Genomic DNA, 17,736 nt, shown 5'->3' on the forward strand with positions numbered 1-17,736 from the left:
AAAGGACCTACCCATGCTGCGTACCGCCCTCGCTCTCTCGCTCCTCGCACTGACCGCGCCGGCCTTTGCCGAAACCGCCGCGCCCGTTGCAGCGCATGCCCACGATCATGCGCAGGTCACGGCCCAGGCACCGGCGACAACCTACGACAGCCGTTTCGTCCTGCTCGAAGGTACGCGCAATTTCCGCGATCTCGGCGGGCTGCACACCGCCGACGGCAAGACCGTGAAAAGCGGCCTGTTCTTCCGTTCGGGTCCGCTCGGCAGCCTCAGCGACAAGGGCAAGGCGGACTTCGCCAAGCTCCACGTCAGCCGCATCGTCGACCTGCGCACGACGATGGAGCGCAAAAGCGACGCCTATAGCCAGCAGGCCGCTTTCGGCGACGTCTACTGGACGCGCGACTATGCCATGTCGATGGGCAACATGGCCTCGGTCTTCGCCGATCCGAGCAAGCTCAATGCGGAATCGGTGCGCCAGATGATGACCGGCGCCTATCGCACGATGCCCAAGGAGCAGGCGCCCGCCTATCGCGAGCTCTTCGCCAGCCTCGTCGCCGGAACCGGTCCAGTCGTGGTCAACTGCACTGCCGGCAAGGACCGCACGGGCATCGCCACGGCGCTCGTTCTGACCGCGCTCGGCGTACCGTACGAGACCGTGCGCCAGGACTTCCTGCTGAGCAATGGCGCGCCGGGCATGAACACGCTGACGGCTTCGATCTCGCCGATGCTGGCGCGGCTGCCGGCCGACGTGATCGCGCCGCTGACCGGGGTCGACGGCGTCTATCTCGATGCGGCCTTCGACCAGTTGCGCAAGGATTACGGCTCGATCGAGGGCTTCCTCGATCGCGAGCTTCAGGTCGGTCCCGAGCAGATCGGCCGGCTGCGCGCGCGCCTGCTGCGCTGACGGAGGCCCTGGCCATGGCGGACAAGACCTACTGGAAGATCCTGCTGCTGATGAAGCGCAAGCCCGGCACGACGATGGCGCAGTTCGAGGACTATTACGAGAATCACCACGTCCCGCTGTGCCGGCCCTACATGCAGGGGATTGCCCGCTATTTCCGCCGCTACCTCACGCCGCAGCCGCACGCCGAGAGCGGCACCTGCGAGGAACTGCCCTACGACGTCATCAGCGAGATGTGGTTCGAGGACGAAGCGACGTTCCAGGGCACGCTCGGCTACATCACCACGACGGTCATGCCCGACGAGGTGGTGCAGGACGAGCTCAAGTTCTTCCATCGCCCGACGATGCGAATCGCGACGGTCGTCGAGCGCGAGACGGATATGAGCGTTTGAACTAGATCCTCCCCCAGTGGGGGAGGATCTTACATTGCCTCAAATCGGGTCGAACTTCAGGTGCAGGCTCTTGAGGGCGCGCAGGATATAGGTCGGCTCGTAGTCGAAGCGGCGGTTCCCCTCGGGGCCGTGGAATTCCTCGTCGAGGCGGATGTTGCCCATCCGTGCGAGCAGGCGTTCGATCGAGACGGTCACTTCCTTGCGCGCGAGCGGCGCGCCGATACAGGTGTGCGCGCCACGGCCGAAGGCGAGGTGTTCCTTGGCCTTGGGGCGGTTCATATCGAATTCGTGCGGGTTGTCGAAGCGCTTGGGATCGCGGTTCGCCGCCATGTGCGAGAGCAGCAGGGTCGTCCCCGCCTTGATCTCGACCCCGCCGACCGTCGTGGTCTTTACACAGAGCCGTCCACCGCTCTTCACCGAGCCTTCGAAGCGTAGCAATTCCTCGAGGAAGGCACCGATGCGCTTGGGATCGGCCCGCAGCTCTTCCTGGACGTCGGGGCGCTCGGCGATGATGCGGAAACCGTTCGACAGCAGGCGGTTGGTCGTGTCCTGGCCGGCGCCGAACAGGAAGGCGCCCAGGCTCGTGACATCGACCAGCGAGGGCTGCGAGCCGTCGGGGAACTTCGCCAGCGCCACTTCGGTGAGGATCTCGCCGCTGTCGTCGCTGCCGAACAATCCGCGCAGCTGCTTGATGCCCGGCTTGTTGAGCAGGCGGCGCTTGGTCATGTAGCCGAAAATGTGCTTGCCGACCTTGGCGAAACCGCTGTTGGCCATGTCGACCTCGCCGCCGACTTCGGCGGGGATCGCATTCTCGAGATACTTGCGGAACAGCGGCCGGTCCTTTTCCGGCACGCCGAGCAGGTCGGCGATGACGAGCGTCGCGTAAGGCCCGCCGTACTGCGCGACGAGATCGACCCGGCCGTCGTTCGCGAACTCGGCGATCATCGTGTCGGCCGTCAAACGCAGGTTCGGTTCGAGCGCCTTGAGCCGGCTCGGCGTGAACAGCATGGCCAGGATCGAGCGCAGGTCGGCATGGCGCTTGCCGTCCTCGGTGACGACCTGGTCCGAATAGGCGATCTTGCTGCGCGCGTTGCGCACCTCTTCGGTGATGTCGTCGCCCTTGGGCTCGAAAGGCAGGTCGGGGATCGGGCCGTTGACCGCATTGACGCTGGAAAAGTGCTCGGCATCGAGCATGACCTGAATGGTCTCCTCGTAACCGGTCACCGCCACGACGTTGCGATGGGGCAGCTTGGTCACGGGGTTCTGCGCGCGCAGGAAGTCGAAATAGGAATGCGGGTCCTCGACGAGCGAGGTGTCGGTGTAGAAATCGACGTCGGCGTAGTCGCGCATGGTTTCTCCCCTCGGCCCTTTGGGCTCGCCAATACGCCTTGTTTGCGTCAAAGCTGAGAGGCTGTCAAATTTTATGATACTTAGTGGATCATAGAAATCCATGTGGACAATGGGGATTGAGGCTGCCGGCCGTCGCCACGCAGGCCATCCACGCCTACCTGCCCAGCGTCCGATAATCACTGCCGCCGCTGGCGTCGGGCGTGAAGGGCCTGATATGCCTCGAGGCGATCGGGACAGGATAGCCAGGGAAACAACCGCATGAAGATCTGCCGCTTCACCTTGAAGGCCGACAGCGCCGCCACGCCGCGCCTGGGTGTGGTGACCGACGATGGCGTCCACGACGTTACCCAAGTCACCGAGGCGTTGCCGCCGCTGCGATGGCCCTTGCCGCTGGGCGACCAACTCATCGCCAATCTCGTCGAACTGCGCCCGCGCATGGCGGACTTGGCGAAAAGCGAGCCGGCGATCCCGCTCGACACGGTGAACCTGCTGTCCCCCGTCGCCAACCCGGCCAAGTTCGTCTGCGGCGCGGGCAACTGGAAGCACATGGGCGCGCCCTTCGGCATGATCGGCTTCATGGGCAAGGTGGTGACCGCGTTGGCCGGGCCGAGCCAGGGTCTGCAGATCCGCTGGCCCGACCGCACGACGGTGCACGAGCCCGAACTGGCCTTCGTCATCGGCAGGACGATCGACTGCCCGGTCCGCGCCGACGAGGCGCTGAGCTACGTTGCCGGCTATGCCTGCGCCTTCGACACGACGCTCAAGCCCGAGCGCGAGGACTGGGCCTTCTGCAAGTCGTTCGACACCTACGGCACGATCGGCCCCTGGCTGGTCACCGCCGACGAGATCCCGAACCCGTCCGAGCTCGGCTACAGGTTCTGGATCGACGACGACCTGCGCGGCGAGCGGAGCTTCGCCGATCTCACGGGCAGCCCGGCCGAGATGATCGCCTTCGCCTCGACCCAGATGACGCTCTATCCGGGCGACATCTTCATGTCGGGCGCGGCCGACGTCGGCCCCGTGCTGCCCGGCGAGACGATGACGATCGAGATCCCGCGTGTCGGGCGGATGTCGGTCGAGGCTACGATCTCCGAACATGCGCGCAGCAAGCCCTGGGGCGCGTAAGGCCTTCGTCGGAGCCGCAAACCGGTTATAGCCTGCGCATGGCCGACCTCTCGATCCGTGCGCGACAGGAAGAGCAGATGGACTCGCCGGACCTCGATCCGGCAGTCTATGCGCAAGTGCTGCACGATCTCGCGCGGGTGAACCGCTGGACCTTCACGGCCTGGCCGGCGCTCGCCTTCCTCGCGCGCGCAGTGGGCGAGCAGAAGCGCTTCCGCCTGCTCGATGTCGGCTTCGGTGACGGCGACGTCCTGCGCACGATCCATCGCTGGGCGGAGAGGCGGGAAATCGCGGTCGATCTCGTCGGCGTCGATCTCAACGCGAACAGTCTGGTCGCGGCCCGCGCGGCGACGCCGCCGGACATGGCGATCGACTATCGTATCGGCGACTACCGTGATCAGGCGGGACCCTTCGATCTCATCATCTCGAGCCAGGTCGCGCATCATATGACCGATCTCCAACTCCAGACCTTCATCGGACACATGGAACAGCACGCGCAAACCGGCTGGCTGATCTGCGACCTGCACCGCCACGGCTTTGCTCATTGGGGCTATCCGCTCCTCGCGCGACTGTTACGCGTCCATCGCATCGTGCGCGAGGACGGCCGACTGTCGATCGCACGGTCGTTTCGACCGGACGAGTGGCGGGCAATCCTCCGCGAGGCGGGCGTGGCGCCCGAGGTCGTGCAGATCCGGCGTCGCTTCGCGTTCCGGCTGGCGGTCGAGCGGCTGCGTCAGGCCCGGTAGACGGTGCGCGGTGGCTGGCGCTGTTTGATCAGGCCCATGATGAAGGAGCCGCCGAAGACCCCGCTCAACGCATAGGGCAGGTCAGCGATCGCGACGAGACCGGCGAGCCAGGCGATCATGCCGATCCCGCCCAGGATCGCGACGAGGGTGACCGCGCATTGCAGGGCAGTCAACGCACGGTGCGCGATCGGCGGCGTCATCGGTCCTGCTCCCTTGCGAATCCAGGGGGCAAGCATGCCAGAACCGCGTGGCTTGGCAATCGCTAGGGCCGGAGCCGTCCCAAACTGCGACAGCGTCAGGGGCGGGCCGTGGCGGGTTTCCGTTCGAAGCCTTGCCAGCGCGGAAGGTCGAACATCCAGGCGAACCCGCAACGCCGCATCGTCTCGCCGAGCACCAGCGCCGCGGGCACGACGACGACGGCCGCGGCGAGCGGATAGAGCATGCCCGCCATTGCATTGCCGAGCAGCCGCGGGCCGGCGTTGTGGCGAACCGCGTCGCTCAGCAGCACCTCCAGTGGAAAGTGCAGCAGGTAGATGTAGAGCGTGCGCTGGCCGAGCCACCGGGCGGGCGGGTGCAGCGCCTGGCAGCGTGTGGCGATGAGTCCGGCCAGTTGCAGCGAGAAGGCGGCGGCGACGAGGTCTACCGGCAGGAGATAGCGTCCCACCGCGACGCTCATCGTGCCAGCGCCGAGAAAGAAAAGCCCGCTCACGACGAGCAGCCGCGGTGTCGCTGCGGCGGTATAGGCCAGCAGTGCATCGCGCAGGCGCACGCCAGCGATGAAGAACACGAGACAGCGAGCCAGCTTGTGCGTTTGCGTGCTCAACGTAGGTTCGATGAAGCTTCCGCACAGGGAGATCAGCGCGCAGACCAGCAGCAGCCAGCGTAGGTCGCAACGCCGTGTCACAGTCGCTATGCAGTAGAATCCGGCCAGGGCCAGCAGGTACCAGGCAGGCGAGACCATGAGCAGGACGAGCCTCATCCGCTCGATTGGCCCGAGATCTATATTGGCGCTGCTGGGGTAGAGCGGAATGAGCGTGACGAATATCGCGCTCCACAGCCCGTATAGATAGATGGGTTTTATCAGATACTTGCGGACCGTATCCTTGTCATCGTGAAGAATGGATTTGGCGGATAGCATTCCCGATACCAGGAACAGCATGGGAAGCCTTATCGGACGCAGGAACATGTTGATCCAATGCCATGCCTGCGTGATGACGCCATCGTCGGTCCAGCCGGACACGGCGATGTGGTCTTCCATGTGTAATATGACGACGAGAAAAACACAGATGCATTTGGCCACGTCCGCCCAAATGATCGTCTCTTCCCGGTAACTGTTCTGCATGATGCCTCCTGGATAGGTATATCCCGGGAAGGCAGTTAACTCCCCATTACTTCTGTGGTCAGTTCTGCACGTTCAAGGCTTGGAACCTACTCCAGACTGGAGGTATCTCCGCACGGCCGCCAGATGTGGCGGCCGCAGCCTTGCCGGATTAGAAGGCGTTTCATGGGCGAGCGAGTCGCATCCTGTGCCTGCGGGCAATTGCGAGCGCACTGCGCGGGCGAGCCGGTGCGGATATCGGTTTGCCATTGCCTGGAGTGCCAGAAACGCTCGGGCAGTTCTTTCGCCGCGCAGGCGCGTTGGCCCGAAGCCGATGTCGCTATCACCGGCACGTTCGACGAATGGTCTCGTATCGGTGACGAGGGGAACCGCGCGACTTTCCGGTTCTGCCCGCGCTGTGGCTCGACCGTGGCCTATGTGAGCGAGGGCTTGCCTGGTCTGGTGGCCATCGCGATCGGCGCCTTCGCCGATCCGCTTTTCCCGGCGCCGCAATATTCAGTCTACGAAGAGCGCAAACACGCATGGGTCGCCGTTGTCGGCGACGGGATCGAACACTACGATTGATCGGGGCAAGGTCTTTGAGTGCTGTGTCAGTTCGGGAGTGAATACAAAGATATACATGGGAGCGCGCTTGTAGCATGATCCGCCGTGATACAGCCATTGGGGGATGGCATGCACGCTGACACGATTGCGGACATCTACGAAGCCGGAGCCTTTCCCGACCGCTGGCTCGCCGTGCTCGAAAACATCGCCAAGATCGTCGGGGCGCAGGGCGGCAATTTCATTCTCAACAACGGCGCCGGGATTTCGGTCATCTCCTCGCCGTCGGTGGTCCAAATCTCGCGAGATTTCGACCTGCAAGGCTGGAATCGCGACAACAGTCGCGTGCGCCGGTTGATTGCGCGCGCCGACCACGCGGGTTTTCTGACCGACAGCGACACGCATTCGGCCGAGGAAATGCGGCAGATGCCGATGTACACCGAGTTCCTGACGCCACGCGGTGCCGATGCCGGCGCCGCGACGATCGTCCAGGGCGCGCAGGACGACGTCGTCGCCATCGCCTTCGAGGCTTTCGGCAGCCACGCTGCCTCGCGCGCCGCCGTGCCGATGCTCGATGCCTATCGCCCGCATCTGGCGAGAGCGGCCGCGCTGAGCAGCCAGGTCGCACAGGCGCGCGCGCAGACGCTGTCCGATGTGTTCTCCGCGCTCGGCGCCTCGGTCGCCGTGCTCGACTCTCAGGGACGCGTGCTAGCCGCCACGCCGCTCTTCGCCGAAGCCTTCGACGAACTGCTGCAGGATTCGAAGCATCGCCTGCGCATCGTCGAGCCGCGCAGCGACGAGCGCTTGGCGAGCGCCCTGGCGGAAATGCGTACCGTCCGCGAGGGCGTGTCGATCCCGGTGCGCGGCCGGGGCGGGGAAGGGCGCGCGATCCTGCATCTGGTTCCCGCGCTGCGCGACGCGCGCGATCTCTTCAGCAACATCTGGACCATTGCCGTGCTGGCCAAGCCGGGCAATCGCCTGCTGCCCACCAGCGACATCATCGCCGCGCTCTTCGACCTCACCCCGGCCGAGGCACGCGTGGCGCGGTCGGTCGCCCACGGTACGCGTCCCAAGGAGGTCGCGCGCGAGGCCAACGTATCGGTCGAAACGGTGCGCAGCCAACTCAAGCGCATATTCCAGAAGACCCAGACCGACCACCAGGCCGCGCTGGCCGTCCTGCTCAAGGACCTGTCCTGAGCGGCGCCGGAGCGGGTGTCCCGATCCGGACCATTTCCCCGGCCACACCCCATATGGGTGATGACCGGTTCTTGAGCCTTACCTAGGTCTTAACGACGGGTTCGCCACAAAAAGCAGTGGAATAGCGCAGTCGCCGTCGATCGGCCGCTCCAAGTCGGGTCTGGACCACCCGACTTGTGACGCGGCTGTCCGTGCCGGTCGCCTTCCCTGCCGAAAACAATCTCACAACAGGCCGCGCGGGCAAGGCGCGGCTCAAACGGCATGGGGCAGACGATCGCGGGCATCTCGCGACAGGGGGAATACACATGGCTGACGGCACTTCGGGCAATGACGTCCTCGATGGCACTTCGGGCAACGACACCATCAACGGGCTCGGCGGCGACGACCGGATCAACGGCGGTGGCGGGGTCGATACGATCGACGGCGGTGCCGACAACGACACGATCGTCCTCAACGACCCCCTGCTCGCGGGAACCAAGCTGTTTGGCGGTGACGGCGTCGACACGATCGAACTCCACAGCCTGTCCGACGTGCCGACCGGCTACTATCTCTCGATCGCCCGGCCGACGACCAGCTTCGCTTTCACTACGGCGCAATTGAACTCGATCGAGCGGCTCGATTTCCGCTCGGATGCGGGCACCGGCATCAGTGCGCAGTTCCTGTTCGGCGGCTCGACTCTCAATCAGGGCAACACGGTTCCCTTCCCCAACCAGATCGGCGGAGGATTGTCGGCGACGGCGACGCTCGTTGGCGGCACCGGGCGCGACGCGGTGGTGTTGATCGTCCAGACCGTAACGGGTCAGAATCTGACCTTCACCGCCCCGAGCTTCGCCTATTCGAACTGGTCGACCGCCAGCCGTGCTTATCAGGAGAGCGACCGCGTCTTCGTGATCGCCACGGGCACCGGAAACGCCACGCTCAACGCCTCGGCGCACGCAGGCGTGCAGCATCTCAGCGGCGGCGCGGGCAACGACACGATCAACGGCAGCGACGACATGGAATACCTGTCGGGCGGCAATGGCGGTGCCGACACGCTCCATGGTAACGGTGGCAACGATACGCTTGCGCTCGCGAATGTCATTCCGAATGGTGCCAACGGATCGCCGAGCGGGCCCGAAACGACGCTGACCGGCGCGGGCTCGCTGTTCGACGGCGGCGACGGCACCGACTTCCTTTCCATTGGCGGCAACGTCGATTTCCAGGGGACGCTCGCCTCGATCGAGGGCATCCACCTGAGCCCTGCCTATACCACCAACCTACCCAACGGCGGTTCGCAGCTGGCGACGGTCCTGACGATCGGCGGCGCTGGCATAGCCGGACTGCCGGCCAATCTCATCCTCGACGGTCAGGGGCAGATCGTCGTAAATCTCGCGCCGGGAGAGACCTTCGATGGTGCCGGGTACTCCTTCGAGCCGGACTCCGACGTTACGTTCACGGTCAATGGCAGTTCCAGCGGCGAGCAGATCCGGGGCACGGCACGCAACGACATCCTTCTGGGATCCGGTGGATCCGACACTCTGATCGGCGGGGCGGGCAACGACACGATCGACGGCGGCGCGGGTGGAGGAGATCGCGACGCGGCCGTGTTCTTCCTGCCGGCCGGACCGGCGGGCACTCTGCAGTTCGCGCAAGGGCAGAACGGCAAGATCCTCGTAAACCGAGTCGTGGGCGGTGCGGTCGATGCCAACGGCATCACAACCGGCGGCACGGTGGTCGAAGAATTGTTCGAAGTCACGCCGAACGGTCTTGGTGCCGCCACGGTCACCGGGCGCAATTCGGCTGCCTATCTCGGCACGGACACCCTGACCAACATCGACAATCTGGTGTTCCAGCTTCAGGACCAGAAAGCGGTCGTTCTTTTCGCTACCCCTCTGGCGGTGCCGACGGGACCCAATCCGGTGGTCGTCGGCTCCTTCGCCAATGATACGATCAACCTGGCGAACTACCTCGGGCAGGGTATCAAGGTCGCAGCGGGCAATTTCGGCAACGACACGCTGATCGGCACCGGCGAGGACAACGGTCTATACGGTGGAGCCGGAGATGACATTCTCCAGGGCAATAGCGGCAACGACACGCTCAACGGCGGTGGCGGCAAGGACCAGCTCGACGGTGGGCCGGGCGAAGACACACTGATCATCGATACGCCCGTGGTTGCGGGCAGCACGTTCAACGGCGGTGACGGCTTCGATACGCTCGAACTGCGCGGCGGGGCCATGGCGCCGCTTCCCAGCGGCGGGATGGATACCTTCATCCAACTCCCGCCCAGCACGATCTCAGGGATTGAGCGCATCGCCTTCGGATCGCAGGCGGGCGAGACGCTGCGCGCGATAATCGCGCGATCTCAGCTTAACGGCGTGCTGAACGTCGCCGGCGGCGATGGGGCTGACAGCCTGATCGTGGCCGCGCCCCAAGGCGGCGGCGAATTCTTCCTGCCCAATCTCACTTTCGAGACCTGGAGCGCGAACGACGCGGTGATCTTCAGCGCGGCGGGGAGCCAGGCCGATTACAAACTCAACGCGGGCAGCAATCACCCAGGCACCGTCTACCTGATCGGCGGCGCGGGGAACGACCAGCTCAATGCCGGCGACGGCATCGACGTGCTCAACGGCAACGACGGCAACGACACGATGTTCGCCGGGGACGGCAACGACACGCTGAATGGCGGCGCGGGCAACGACTACATGTCCGGCGGCGACGGCAACGATACGCTCGACGGTGGGGCCGGCTCTGACATCGCGTCCTTCGTGATCCCCAACAGCGTCCAGGGCACCTTGAGCCTCGTCGCCGATGGCCCCGGCCAGTTCCTCGTCAAGCTCATCCCGACGGGAGGGAGCACCGGTGTGGACGTGTTCCGCATCACGAGTGCCGGCAACGGTGCGGTCACGGTCCAGGGGATCGGCCCGGCGACGGAATTCGGCACCGACACCATCACCAACGTCGAGCAGATCCATATCCTGATCGATCAGAACGGCGCCCAGATTCCGCCCGACAAGATCGTCGTGCTGAACCTCGCGCCCTTCGTCCCTGCGGTCGTCAACAATGTCGCGCATGTCAGCGGCTCGATCGGCAACGACACGATAGACCTGGCCGCGCTCTATCCCGGCGCGGCGACGACCGTCGAACTGAACGCCAACGGCGACATCGGCAACGACGTGATCACCGGTCACGAAGGACGCAACGCGCTCTGGGGCGATGCCGGCAACGACACACTCAACGGCGCGGGGGGCGACGACTACATCCGCGGCGGCGACGGCGACGACACGATCGACGGCGGCACGGGCTCGGACACCGCGGCCTTCGTCATGCCCAAGGGGCTCGCGGGCACGCTGAGCATGGTCCAGGACACGCCGAGCCAGTTCACGGTGAAATTGACCTCGGGCGGAAGCACCGAAGACGTGTTCCGCATCACCGTGAACGGCCTCGGTGCCGCGACGGTGGTCGGCCTCAATTCCCAGGCCAGCTTCGGCACCGACACGATAACCAACATCGAGCAGATCCACGTCTTCATCGAGCATTATCCGGACCCGCTGCCGAACGACAAGATCGTCACGCTCGCGATCGGTCAGGGCGTGGTCGGCGGGAACGATCCTTTCGTTCTCGGCTCGGTGCTCGACGACAACATCAATCTCGGCGCCTATCCGAACCTTCACCTCGCCCGCGGCAATTCGGGCAATGACAGCGTATTCGGCACTTCCGGCGCCGACCAGTTGTTCGGCGATCTCGGCAACGACTATCTGAGCGGCGGCGGAGGCGACGATGCCATCGACGGCGGTCCGGGCTCGGACACCGCCTCCTTCGTCATTCCGCGCGACACGACCGGTACCTTGAGCCTGGTCGAGGACGCTACCCCGGGTCTGTTCTTCGTGCGCCTGACCCAGGCGGGCGGCAGCTTCGAGGACCTGTTCCGCGTCACCGTGACCGGGACCGGTGCAGCGACAGTGCAGGGTCTGGGCAGCATGGCGGGGCTCGGCACGGACACCGTGACCAGTATCGAGCAACTCCATTTCCTCGTCGAGCACTACCCGGATAACGTGCCGCCCGAACAGTTCCTCGGCCTGAATCTCGCGCCCATCGTGTCGGCCGTGGTCGATGGCCGGGCGACGGTGAGCGGTTCGATCACCAACGACGCGATCGACCTTGCTGCGCTCTATCCCGGCGTGGCCGCGACCGTCGAACTCAACGCCAACGGTAACGCCGGCAACGATGCGATCACCGGCAACGCCGGGCGTAATTTCCTTTGGGGCGATGCCGGCAACGACACGCTCAACGGCGGCGATGGCGATGACTATCTGACCGGCGGTGCCGGCAATGACACGATCAATGGCGGCAGCGGCTCGGACGTCGCGGCTTTCGTCATCCCGCGCGGCACCGAGGGAAGTCTGTCGTTGGTCGCGATCGCGCCCGGCGAGTTCCGTGCGCGTCTGACGCAGACCGACGCGAGCTACGAAGATCTGTTCAGCATCACGGTTGGCGGCACTGGCGCGGCGCTCGTGACGGGTCTCAACCGCATGGCGAGCCTCGGCACCGATACGGTCAACGCGGTCGAGCAACTGCATTTCCTCGTCGAGCACTACCCGGCCGAGATACCGGCCAACCAGATCCTCGTCGTCGACCTCGTCCCGCGTGTAGGCGCGGTGACCAACAATAGCGCCAACGTCAGCGGTTCGCTGGCCAACGACGTGATCGATCTGGCCACGCTCTATCCGGGCGTCGACGCCGCGGTGAACATCAGCGCCAACGGCGGCGAGGGCAACGACACGATCACCGGCAATGGCGGCGCCAACTTCCTCTCGGGCGATGCCGGCAACGACACGCTCAACGGTGGCGGCGGGGCCGACACCCTGGCCGGCGGCGCGGGCAACGACACGCTCGATGGTGGCGCCGGCGGCAACGATCGCGACCGCGCATTGTTCGTCCTGCCGTCGACCACGGTCGGTGCGCTGCAGCTCGCCGAAGGCGCGAACGGCAAGGTGCTGGTCAATCGGGTGACGGGTGGGACGGTCGATCCCAACAACGGCATCGTCACGGGCGGCACTTTCGCCGAGACACTGTTCGAGATCACCCCCACCGGTGCCGGCGCGGCGACCGTCGTCGGGCTCGGCTCGGCGGCCTTCCTGGGCACCGATACCGTCACCAACATCGATGACCTGAACTTCCAGATCCAGGGCAAGCAGACGATCGCGGCGCAGCTCACGCCGCTGACGGTCACTTCGGGCAATCCGCTCGTGCTCGGGTCGATCCGTGACGACACGATCAACCTCGCCGACTACCCGACCTTCTCCCTGGTCGCGGGCAGTTTCGGCAATGACACGATCCTCGGCCGCGACGATGCCAACAGCCTGTTCGGCGGCGCCGGCAACGACCTGCTCGTCGGCAATGGTGGCGACGACGTGCTCAACGGCGGCGACGGTGCCGATACGCTGATCGGTGGCGGGGGCAACGACACCGTCGATGGCGGCGCGAATGGCAGCGACCGCGATCGCGCGCTGTTCGTCCTGCCCGAAACAGAGGGCGCATTGCAGTTCGCCGAGGGCGCGGACGGCAAGATCCTCGTCAATCGCATCGTCGGCGGCACTTTCAGCAACGGCCTGGTGACCGGCGGCACTTTCGCCGAGACCGTGTTCGAGATCACCCCGACCGGCGCCGGCGCGGCGACGGTGACTGGCCTCAATTCGGCGGCCTTCCTGGGTACCGACACGGTCACGAACATCGAAGACCTGATCTTCCAGGTCTTCGGACGTCAGAACGAGAGCATCGCGATGTTCGCGACGCCCTTCGCCGTGCCAGGTCAGAACCAGCCCATCGTCGGTTCCTTCCTCGGCGACACGATCAACCTGGCCGACTATCCGGGCTACGCGGTGGTGGCGGGCAATTTCGGCAACGACACGCTGATCGGCCGCGACGATGCCAATACGCTCTACGGCGGTGCCGGGAACGACACGCTGGTGGGCAACGGCGGCAACGACACGCTCTACGGTGCCGACGGCAACGACATCTTGATCGGGGGGGCCGGCGACGACAGCATCGACGGTGGCGCGGGGGACCGCGATCAGGCGCAGTTCGTGCTGCCGGCCGACACGACGGGCGCCCTGCAATTGGCTCAGGGTGCGGACGGCAAGGTGCTCGTCAACCGCCTCGTCGACGGGACTTTCGTCGAGACCGTGTTCGAAGTCACGCCGACCAATGCCGGATCGGCTTCGGCGACCGTGAAAGCGCTCGGTTCGGCGTCTTTCCTCGGCACCGATACCCTCACCAGCATCGACAGCCTCTCGTTCCAGATCTCCGGCCAGTCGGCCAGCGTCGTCTTCCTGACGCGCGGGATCATCACGCCGTCCAACCCGGCGGTGGCGGGGACAATCTTCGACGATACGATCGACCTGGCCGGCTATTCGGGCATCAACAACGCCACGGGCAATTTCGGCAGCGACACGCTGATCGGCACCTCTGCCGACAACAGCCTGTTCGGCGGCACCGGCGACGACGTGCTGGTGGGCAAGGGTGGCAACGACACCCTCAACGGCGGCGATGGCAACGATACGCTGAACGGCAACGATGGGGCCAATCGCCTGTTTGGCGAGGCGGGCAACGATATACTGATCGTCGATGCGCCGGTCTTGGCCAACAGCGAGTTCAACGGCGGTGACGGCACCGACACGATCGAACTGCGCACCTTGGATAATGTGCCGACGGGCTATTATCTTTCGATCCCCACGCCAACCTCGAACCTCGAGCTGCGGTCAGCGAACTTGACCTCGATCGAACGGCTCGATTTCCGCTCGACCACCGGCACGGCGATCAGCGCGCAACTGTTCTTCGGGGGAACGATCCTCCAGCAGGGGAATTCGGTTCCGTTCCCCAACCAGATCGGCGCGGGCCTCTCGGCGACGGCGGAATTGATCGGCGGCGCGGGCCGCGATGGGCTGGTGCTGATCGCCCAGACCGAGGCGGGAAAGCCTTACACCTTCACCGCGCCCAGCTTCACCTACACCAACTGGTCTACCGCGACGCGCGCTTATCAGGAGAGCGACCGCGTCTTCGTGATCGCGGCGGGCAGCGGCAACGTCACGCTCAACGCCTCGACCCATGTCGGCGTGCAGCACCTGAGCACCGGCGCGGGCAATGACACGATCAACGGCACCGACGGCATGGAATACATCGCCGCCGGCGGTGGCGGCACCGATCAGCTCTATGGCAAGGGCGGCAACGATACGTTGGCGATCGGCAACGTCGTCATGAACGACGCCAACGGCCAGTCGACCGGTGTGGAAACGACGCTGACCGGCGCGGGCACGCTGTTCGACGGCGGCGACGGCACCGACTTCCTGTCGATCGGCGGCAACGTCAATTTCCAGGGCACGCTGGTTTCGATCGAGGGCATCCACCTCAGCGCGGCCTTCACCACGAACCAGGCCAATGCCAGCTCGCAATTGGCCAGCGTCCTGACGGTCAGCGGCGCGACCATGGCGGGGCTGCCGAGTGGCCTGCTGCTCGACGGCACGGGCCGTATCGTCGTCAATCTGGCGACGGGCGGGAACTTCGACGGCGCCGGCTATGTCTTCGAGAACGGATCGAGCGTAACCTTCACGATCAACGGCGGCTCGGGCGACAACGCGATCGTAGGCACGGTTGGCAACGATACGCTCAACGGCGGCGGTGGGCGCGACCGGCTGACGCCGGGGGCGGGCACCAACGTGGTAGACGGCGGCGACAGCGTCGATACCGTCGTCTTCGCGGGCGCCTCGACGAGCGTCACCCCGGTGGTCGGCAACGGTGGCGCGCTGCAGATCGGCACGACCACGGTCAGCAATGTCGAACTCTACGAGTTCAGCGACGGCACCTTCTTCTGGGACGGTGCGGCCTTCGTCTCGGCGAAGAACGAAGGCCTCGTGGCCGACGGCTATATCGCCGGCGCGACGGTCTACATCGACGCCAACAAGAACAACCAACTCGACGCCAGCGAGCCTTTCGCGATCACCGACAGCAAGGGCGACTTCGTCCTCAACAGCCACGTTCAGGGGCCGTTGCGCGCTTTCGGCGGCACCAACCTCGATACCAACAAGCCGAATACGGTTCAGTTCTCGGCGCCCGAAGGGGCGACCGTGGTCAATCCGCTGACCTCGGTGATCCAGACGCTCGTAGAGAAGGGCGAAACCGTCCAGAGCGCGACGCAGACCACACTCGATGCCTTCGGTCTGACGGGCCTGGCCGATCCGTTGAGCCTGGACCTCATCGCCGTGGCGCAGACCGGAGGCGCCGCCGGCGCCGATGCTCTGGCGGCTCAGAAGATCGCGGCCGCCATCGCCGAGGTGCTCGGTTCGGTCGCCGGCGTGGGAGGTGACACGGCCGGTGCGGCCGACGCCCTGGCCACGGCCGCCAAAAACGCGGTGACCAACAATACCTCGGTCAGCCTGACCGACAGCACCGTGATCAGTGCCGTGCTCACCGCCGGCCTGCCGACGGTCTCTTCGCAAGAGATCGCCCAGCTCGTCACCGAGACCAAGACAGTGACCCAGGCGATCGATGCGGCCACCAGCGTCACCGCCGTATCGACCGCGCAGAGCAACAAGGATCCGGTCCTCGTCGGCGAGACGTTCAGCATCGCCGCGAACGCGCAATGGACGGGGGCCGCCACGTCGCTCCTCGCCAACGATACCGATCCCGACGCCGACGCGCTCACGCTCTCGTTCGTGACCAAGGCGACGAACGGCACGGTGACGCTCAACAACGGGCAGATCGTGTTCACGCCCACCTCCGGTTTCTCGGGCGCAGCGGGCTTCGACTACGCGGTGTCGGACGGGAAGGGCGGCAATGCCCTGGCCCATGTCACGGTCAACGTCGCGGCGCCGCCGTCGTCGTCCGGCGGCTCGGGTTCGCCGACGCCGACGGCCAACAAGGTCCCGGTCTTCGCCAATTCGGCGATCTTCGCCGCTGCGGTCGCAGGCAAGCCGATCACCTTGGCGCTGGGAGCGACCGATCCCGACGGCGACCCGCTCACCTACAGCGCGACGAGCGGCAAGGGGACGGTCGCGATCGCCAATGGCGCGCTGACCTATACGCCGAGCGGCACGACCGCGGGTACCGATGCGGTCGTCGTCACGGCGTCGGACGGCAAGGGCGGAACCGCGACGCAGACGATCAACGTCGCGATCGAGGGTGTGGCCGTCACGCCGCCACCTCCCGGCGCGCCGCAGACCGGGTTCTACCTCGCCAGCGGCGGCCACACGGTGCTGGTCTCGGGCAACGTCCAGGTGTTCGGCGGCCAGGGCCAGGAAGCCGTCGTGCTGTCGGCGGGCGTCAGCGGGGTGACGCTCGATCAGAATGTCGATCGGGTCTATCTCAGCGGCCCGGCCAGTGCCTACCAGTTCCAGCAGACCGGCAACCAGATCAACGTCTTCAGCGGCGGGGAACTGGTGTTCAAGACGGCCGTGCAGGGCGATGCCGACGGCACCCAGATCGTCTTCGCCAACGGCACGGCTTCGGTCCTGATCAGCGGTGGCGAGATACGAGTGGGCGGAACGGCCGTCTCCACGGTCGCCCCGGGGGCGGTGGTGCCGACGCTCGGCGCTGTCGAGCCCGCGCCGACGGGCGAGAGCGGGGCACAGGTGTTCCTTGCGCAGGATGGACAGGTTACCGCCGCCACCAGCGGTACCAAGGTCTATGGAACGGGCGGCGGCGAGACGCTCGTCATCCTGCCCGGCGCTGCGGGCATCGTTGCGGATCAGGGCGTCGACGCGGTGCGCCTGTCCGAAGCGATCGGAGCCTACAGGTTCCAGCAGACGGGCAATGTGATCAACGTCTACACTGCCCAGGGCGACCTGCGCTTGCTGAGCCTGCCGGTCCAGGGCGATGCCGACGGCACGCAGTTCTCCTTCGCCGGGCAGAGCTTCGGCGTGACGATCAAGAACGGCGTGATCCAGGTCGGAACGCAGGGTATCGGCACCACGCCAGGCGCCGTCGCGCCGGCGAGCGCGGCGCTGTCGCTCGAGCTCGACCTGGCGACCGCGGCTATCGACCATGGAGTCTCGACCTTCGGCACCTTTGGGTGAGGTGCCGAATCGAACAGGTTGATTCCGCGATCGTGGCATAGCGAGCCGAGGGGATTCCGGCCCGGTCCTCTTGGCTGGCTGGCCGGCCTGGTTTCAGTCGATACGG

At 65.7% G+C, this 17,736-nt stretch carries 10 protein-coding genes; 7 read left to right on the plus strand and 3 right to left on the minus strand.

Features of this window, described 5'->3' with window-relative positions; genetic code table 11:
• Positions 1–13 precede the first annotated feature (13 nt).
• Both WG901_RS17545 and WG901_RS17550 read left to right on the plus strand, forming a co-directional pair.
• Entirely contained in the window at positions 14–901 is an 888-nt protein-coding gene (locus WG901_RS17545) for a tyrosine-protein phosphatase (protein ID WP_339588380.1), read from the plus strand.
• Between the two features lie 14 nt (positions 902–915).
• A complete protein-coding gene (locus WG901_RS17550) occupies positions 916–1,290 on the plus strand; it encodes an EthD domain-containing protein (RefSeq protein WP_339588381.1) in 375 nt (124 codons plus the stop codon).
• A gap of 39 nt (positions 1,291–1,329) precedes the next feature.
• Here WG901_RS17550 and WG901_RS17555 read toward each other — a convergent pair whose 3' ends face one another.
• Positions 1,330–2,640: a cytochrome P450 gene (locus WG901_RS17555; RefSeq protein ID WP_339588382.1), complete on the minus strand. Its 1,311-nt coding sequence runs from the start codon at positions 2,638–2,640 to the stop codon at positions 1,330–1,332.
• Between the two features lie 258 nt (positions 2,641–2,898).
• On the opposite strand from WG901_RS17555, the gene WG901_RS17560 reads away from it, so the two are divergent.
• Together WG901_RS17560 and WG901_RS17565 are read left to right on the plus strand one after the other, a co-directional pair.
• Entirely contained in the window at positions 2,899–3,765 is an 867-nt protein-coding gene (locus WG901_RS17560) for a fumarylacetoacetate hydrolase family protein (protein WP_339588383.1), read from the plus strand.
• A 38-nt stretch (positions 3,766–3,803) separates the two neighbouring features.
• Positions 3,804–4,508, plus strand: coding sequence for a methyltransferase domain-containing protein (locus WG901_RS17565; protein WP_339588384.1), 705 nt, complete (start codon positions 3,804–3,806; stop codon positions 4,506–4,508).
• On the opposite strand, the gene WG901_RS17570 is transcribed toward WG901_RS17565, so the two are convergent.
• Positions 4,496–4,708 (minus strand): hypothetical protein, encoded by a 213-nt coding sequence (locus tag WG901_RS17570; protein ID WP_339588385.1) that lies wholly within the window; start codon positions 4,706–4,708, stop codon positions 4,496–4,498. The two genes, WG901_RS17565 and WG901_RS17570, sit on opposite strands and share 13 nt — an antisense overlap.
• A gap of 95 nt (positions 4,709–4,803) precedes the next feature.
• Positions 4,804–5,850 (minus strand): acyltransferase, encoded by a 1,047-nt coding sequence (locus WG901_RS17575; protein WP_339588386.1) that lies wholly within the window; start codon positions 5,848–5,850, stop codon positions 4,804–4,806.
• A gap of 162 nt (positions 5,851–6,012) precedes the next feature.
• Between WG901_RS17575 and WG901_RS17580 the strand changes: the two genes are divergently transcribed.
• The 3 genes from WG901_RS17580 (at position 6,013) to WG901_RS17590 (ending at position 17,630) form a co-directional block, all read left to right on the plus strand.
• Positions 6,013–6,411: a GFA family protein gene (locus WG901_RS17580; protein ID WP_339588387.1), complete on the plus strand. Its 399-nt coding sequence runs from the start codon at positions 6,013–6,015 to the stop codon at positions 6,409–6,411.
• A gap of 108 nt (positions 6,412–6,519) precedes the next feature.
• A complete protein-coding gene (locus tag WG901_RS17585; protein ID WP_339588388.1) occupies positions 6,520–7,584 on the plus strand; it encodes a helix-turn-helix transcriptional regulator in 1,065 nt (354 codons plus the stop codon).
• A 305-nt stretch (positions 7,585–7,889) separates the two neighbouring features.
• Positions 7,890–17,630 carry an Ig-like domain-containing protein gene (locus WG901_RS17590; protein ID WP_339588389.1) on the plus strand — a complete coding sequence of 3,247 codons (9,741 nt, stop codon included), beginning with the start codon at positions 7,890–7,892 and terminating at the stop codon, positions 17,628–17,630.
• Positions 17,631–17,736 lie beyond the last annotated feature (106 nt).

Origin of the sequence: Novosphingobium anseongense (assembly GCF_037482895.1) — a bacterium.
Classification (GTDB): Bacteria; Pseudomonadota; Alphaproteobacteria; order Sphingomonadales; family Sphingomonadaceae; genus Novosphingobium; species Novosphingobium anseongense.

Excerpts from the sequence above, each read along its gene's own strand:
- WG901_RS17585 (WP_339588388.1), top strand. The coding sequence starts at position 6,520 with ATGCACGCTGACACGATTGCGGACATCTACGAAGCCGGAGCCTTTCCC.
- WG901_RS17560 (WP_339588383.1), top strand. The coding sequence starts at position 2,899 with ATGAAGATCTGCCGCTTCACCTTGAAGGCCGACAGCGCCGCCACGCCG.
- WG901_RS17565 (WP_339588384.1), top strand. The coding sequence starts at position 3,804 with ATGGCCGACCTCTCGATCCGTGCGCGACAGGAAGAGCAGATGGACTCG.
- WG901_RS17550 (WP_339588381.1), top strand. The coding sequence starts at position 916 with ATGGCGGACAAGACCTACTGGAAGATCCTGCTGCTGATGAAGCGCAAG.
- WG901_RS17590 (WP_339588389.1), top strand. The coding sequence starts at position 7,890 with ATGGCTGACGGCACTTCGGGCAATGACGTCCTCGATGGCACTTCGGGC.
- WG901_RS17555 (WP_339588382.1), bottom strand. The coding sequence starts at position 2,640 with ATGCGCGACTACGCCGACGTCGATTTCTACACCGACACCTCGCTCGTC.
- WG901_RS17570 (WP_339588385.1), bottom strand. The coding sequence starts at position 4,708 with ATGACGCCGCCGATCGCGCACCGTGCGTTGACTGCCCTGCAATGCGCG.
- WG901_RS17575 (WP_339588386.1), bottom strand. The coding sequence starts at position 5,850 with ATGCAGAACAGTTACCGGGAAGAGACGATCATTTGGGCGGACGTGGCC.
- WG901_RS17580 (WP_339588387.1), top strand. The coding sequence starts at position 6,013 with ATGGGCGAGCGAGTCGCATCCTGTGCCTGCGGGCAATTGCGAGCGCAC.
- WG901_RS17545 (WP_339588380.1), top strand. The coding sequence starts at position 14 with ATGCTGCGTACCGCCCTCGCTCTCTCGCTCCTCGCACTGACCGCGCCG.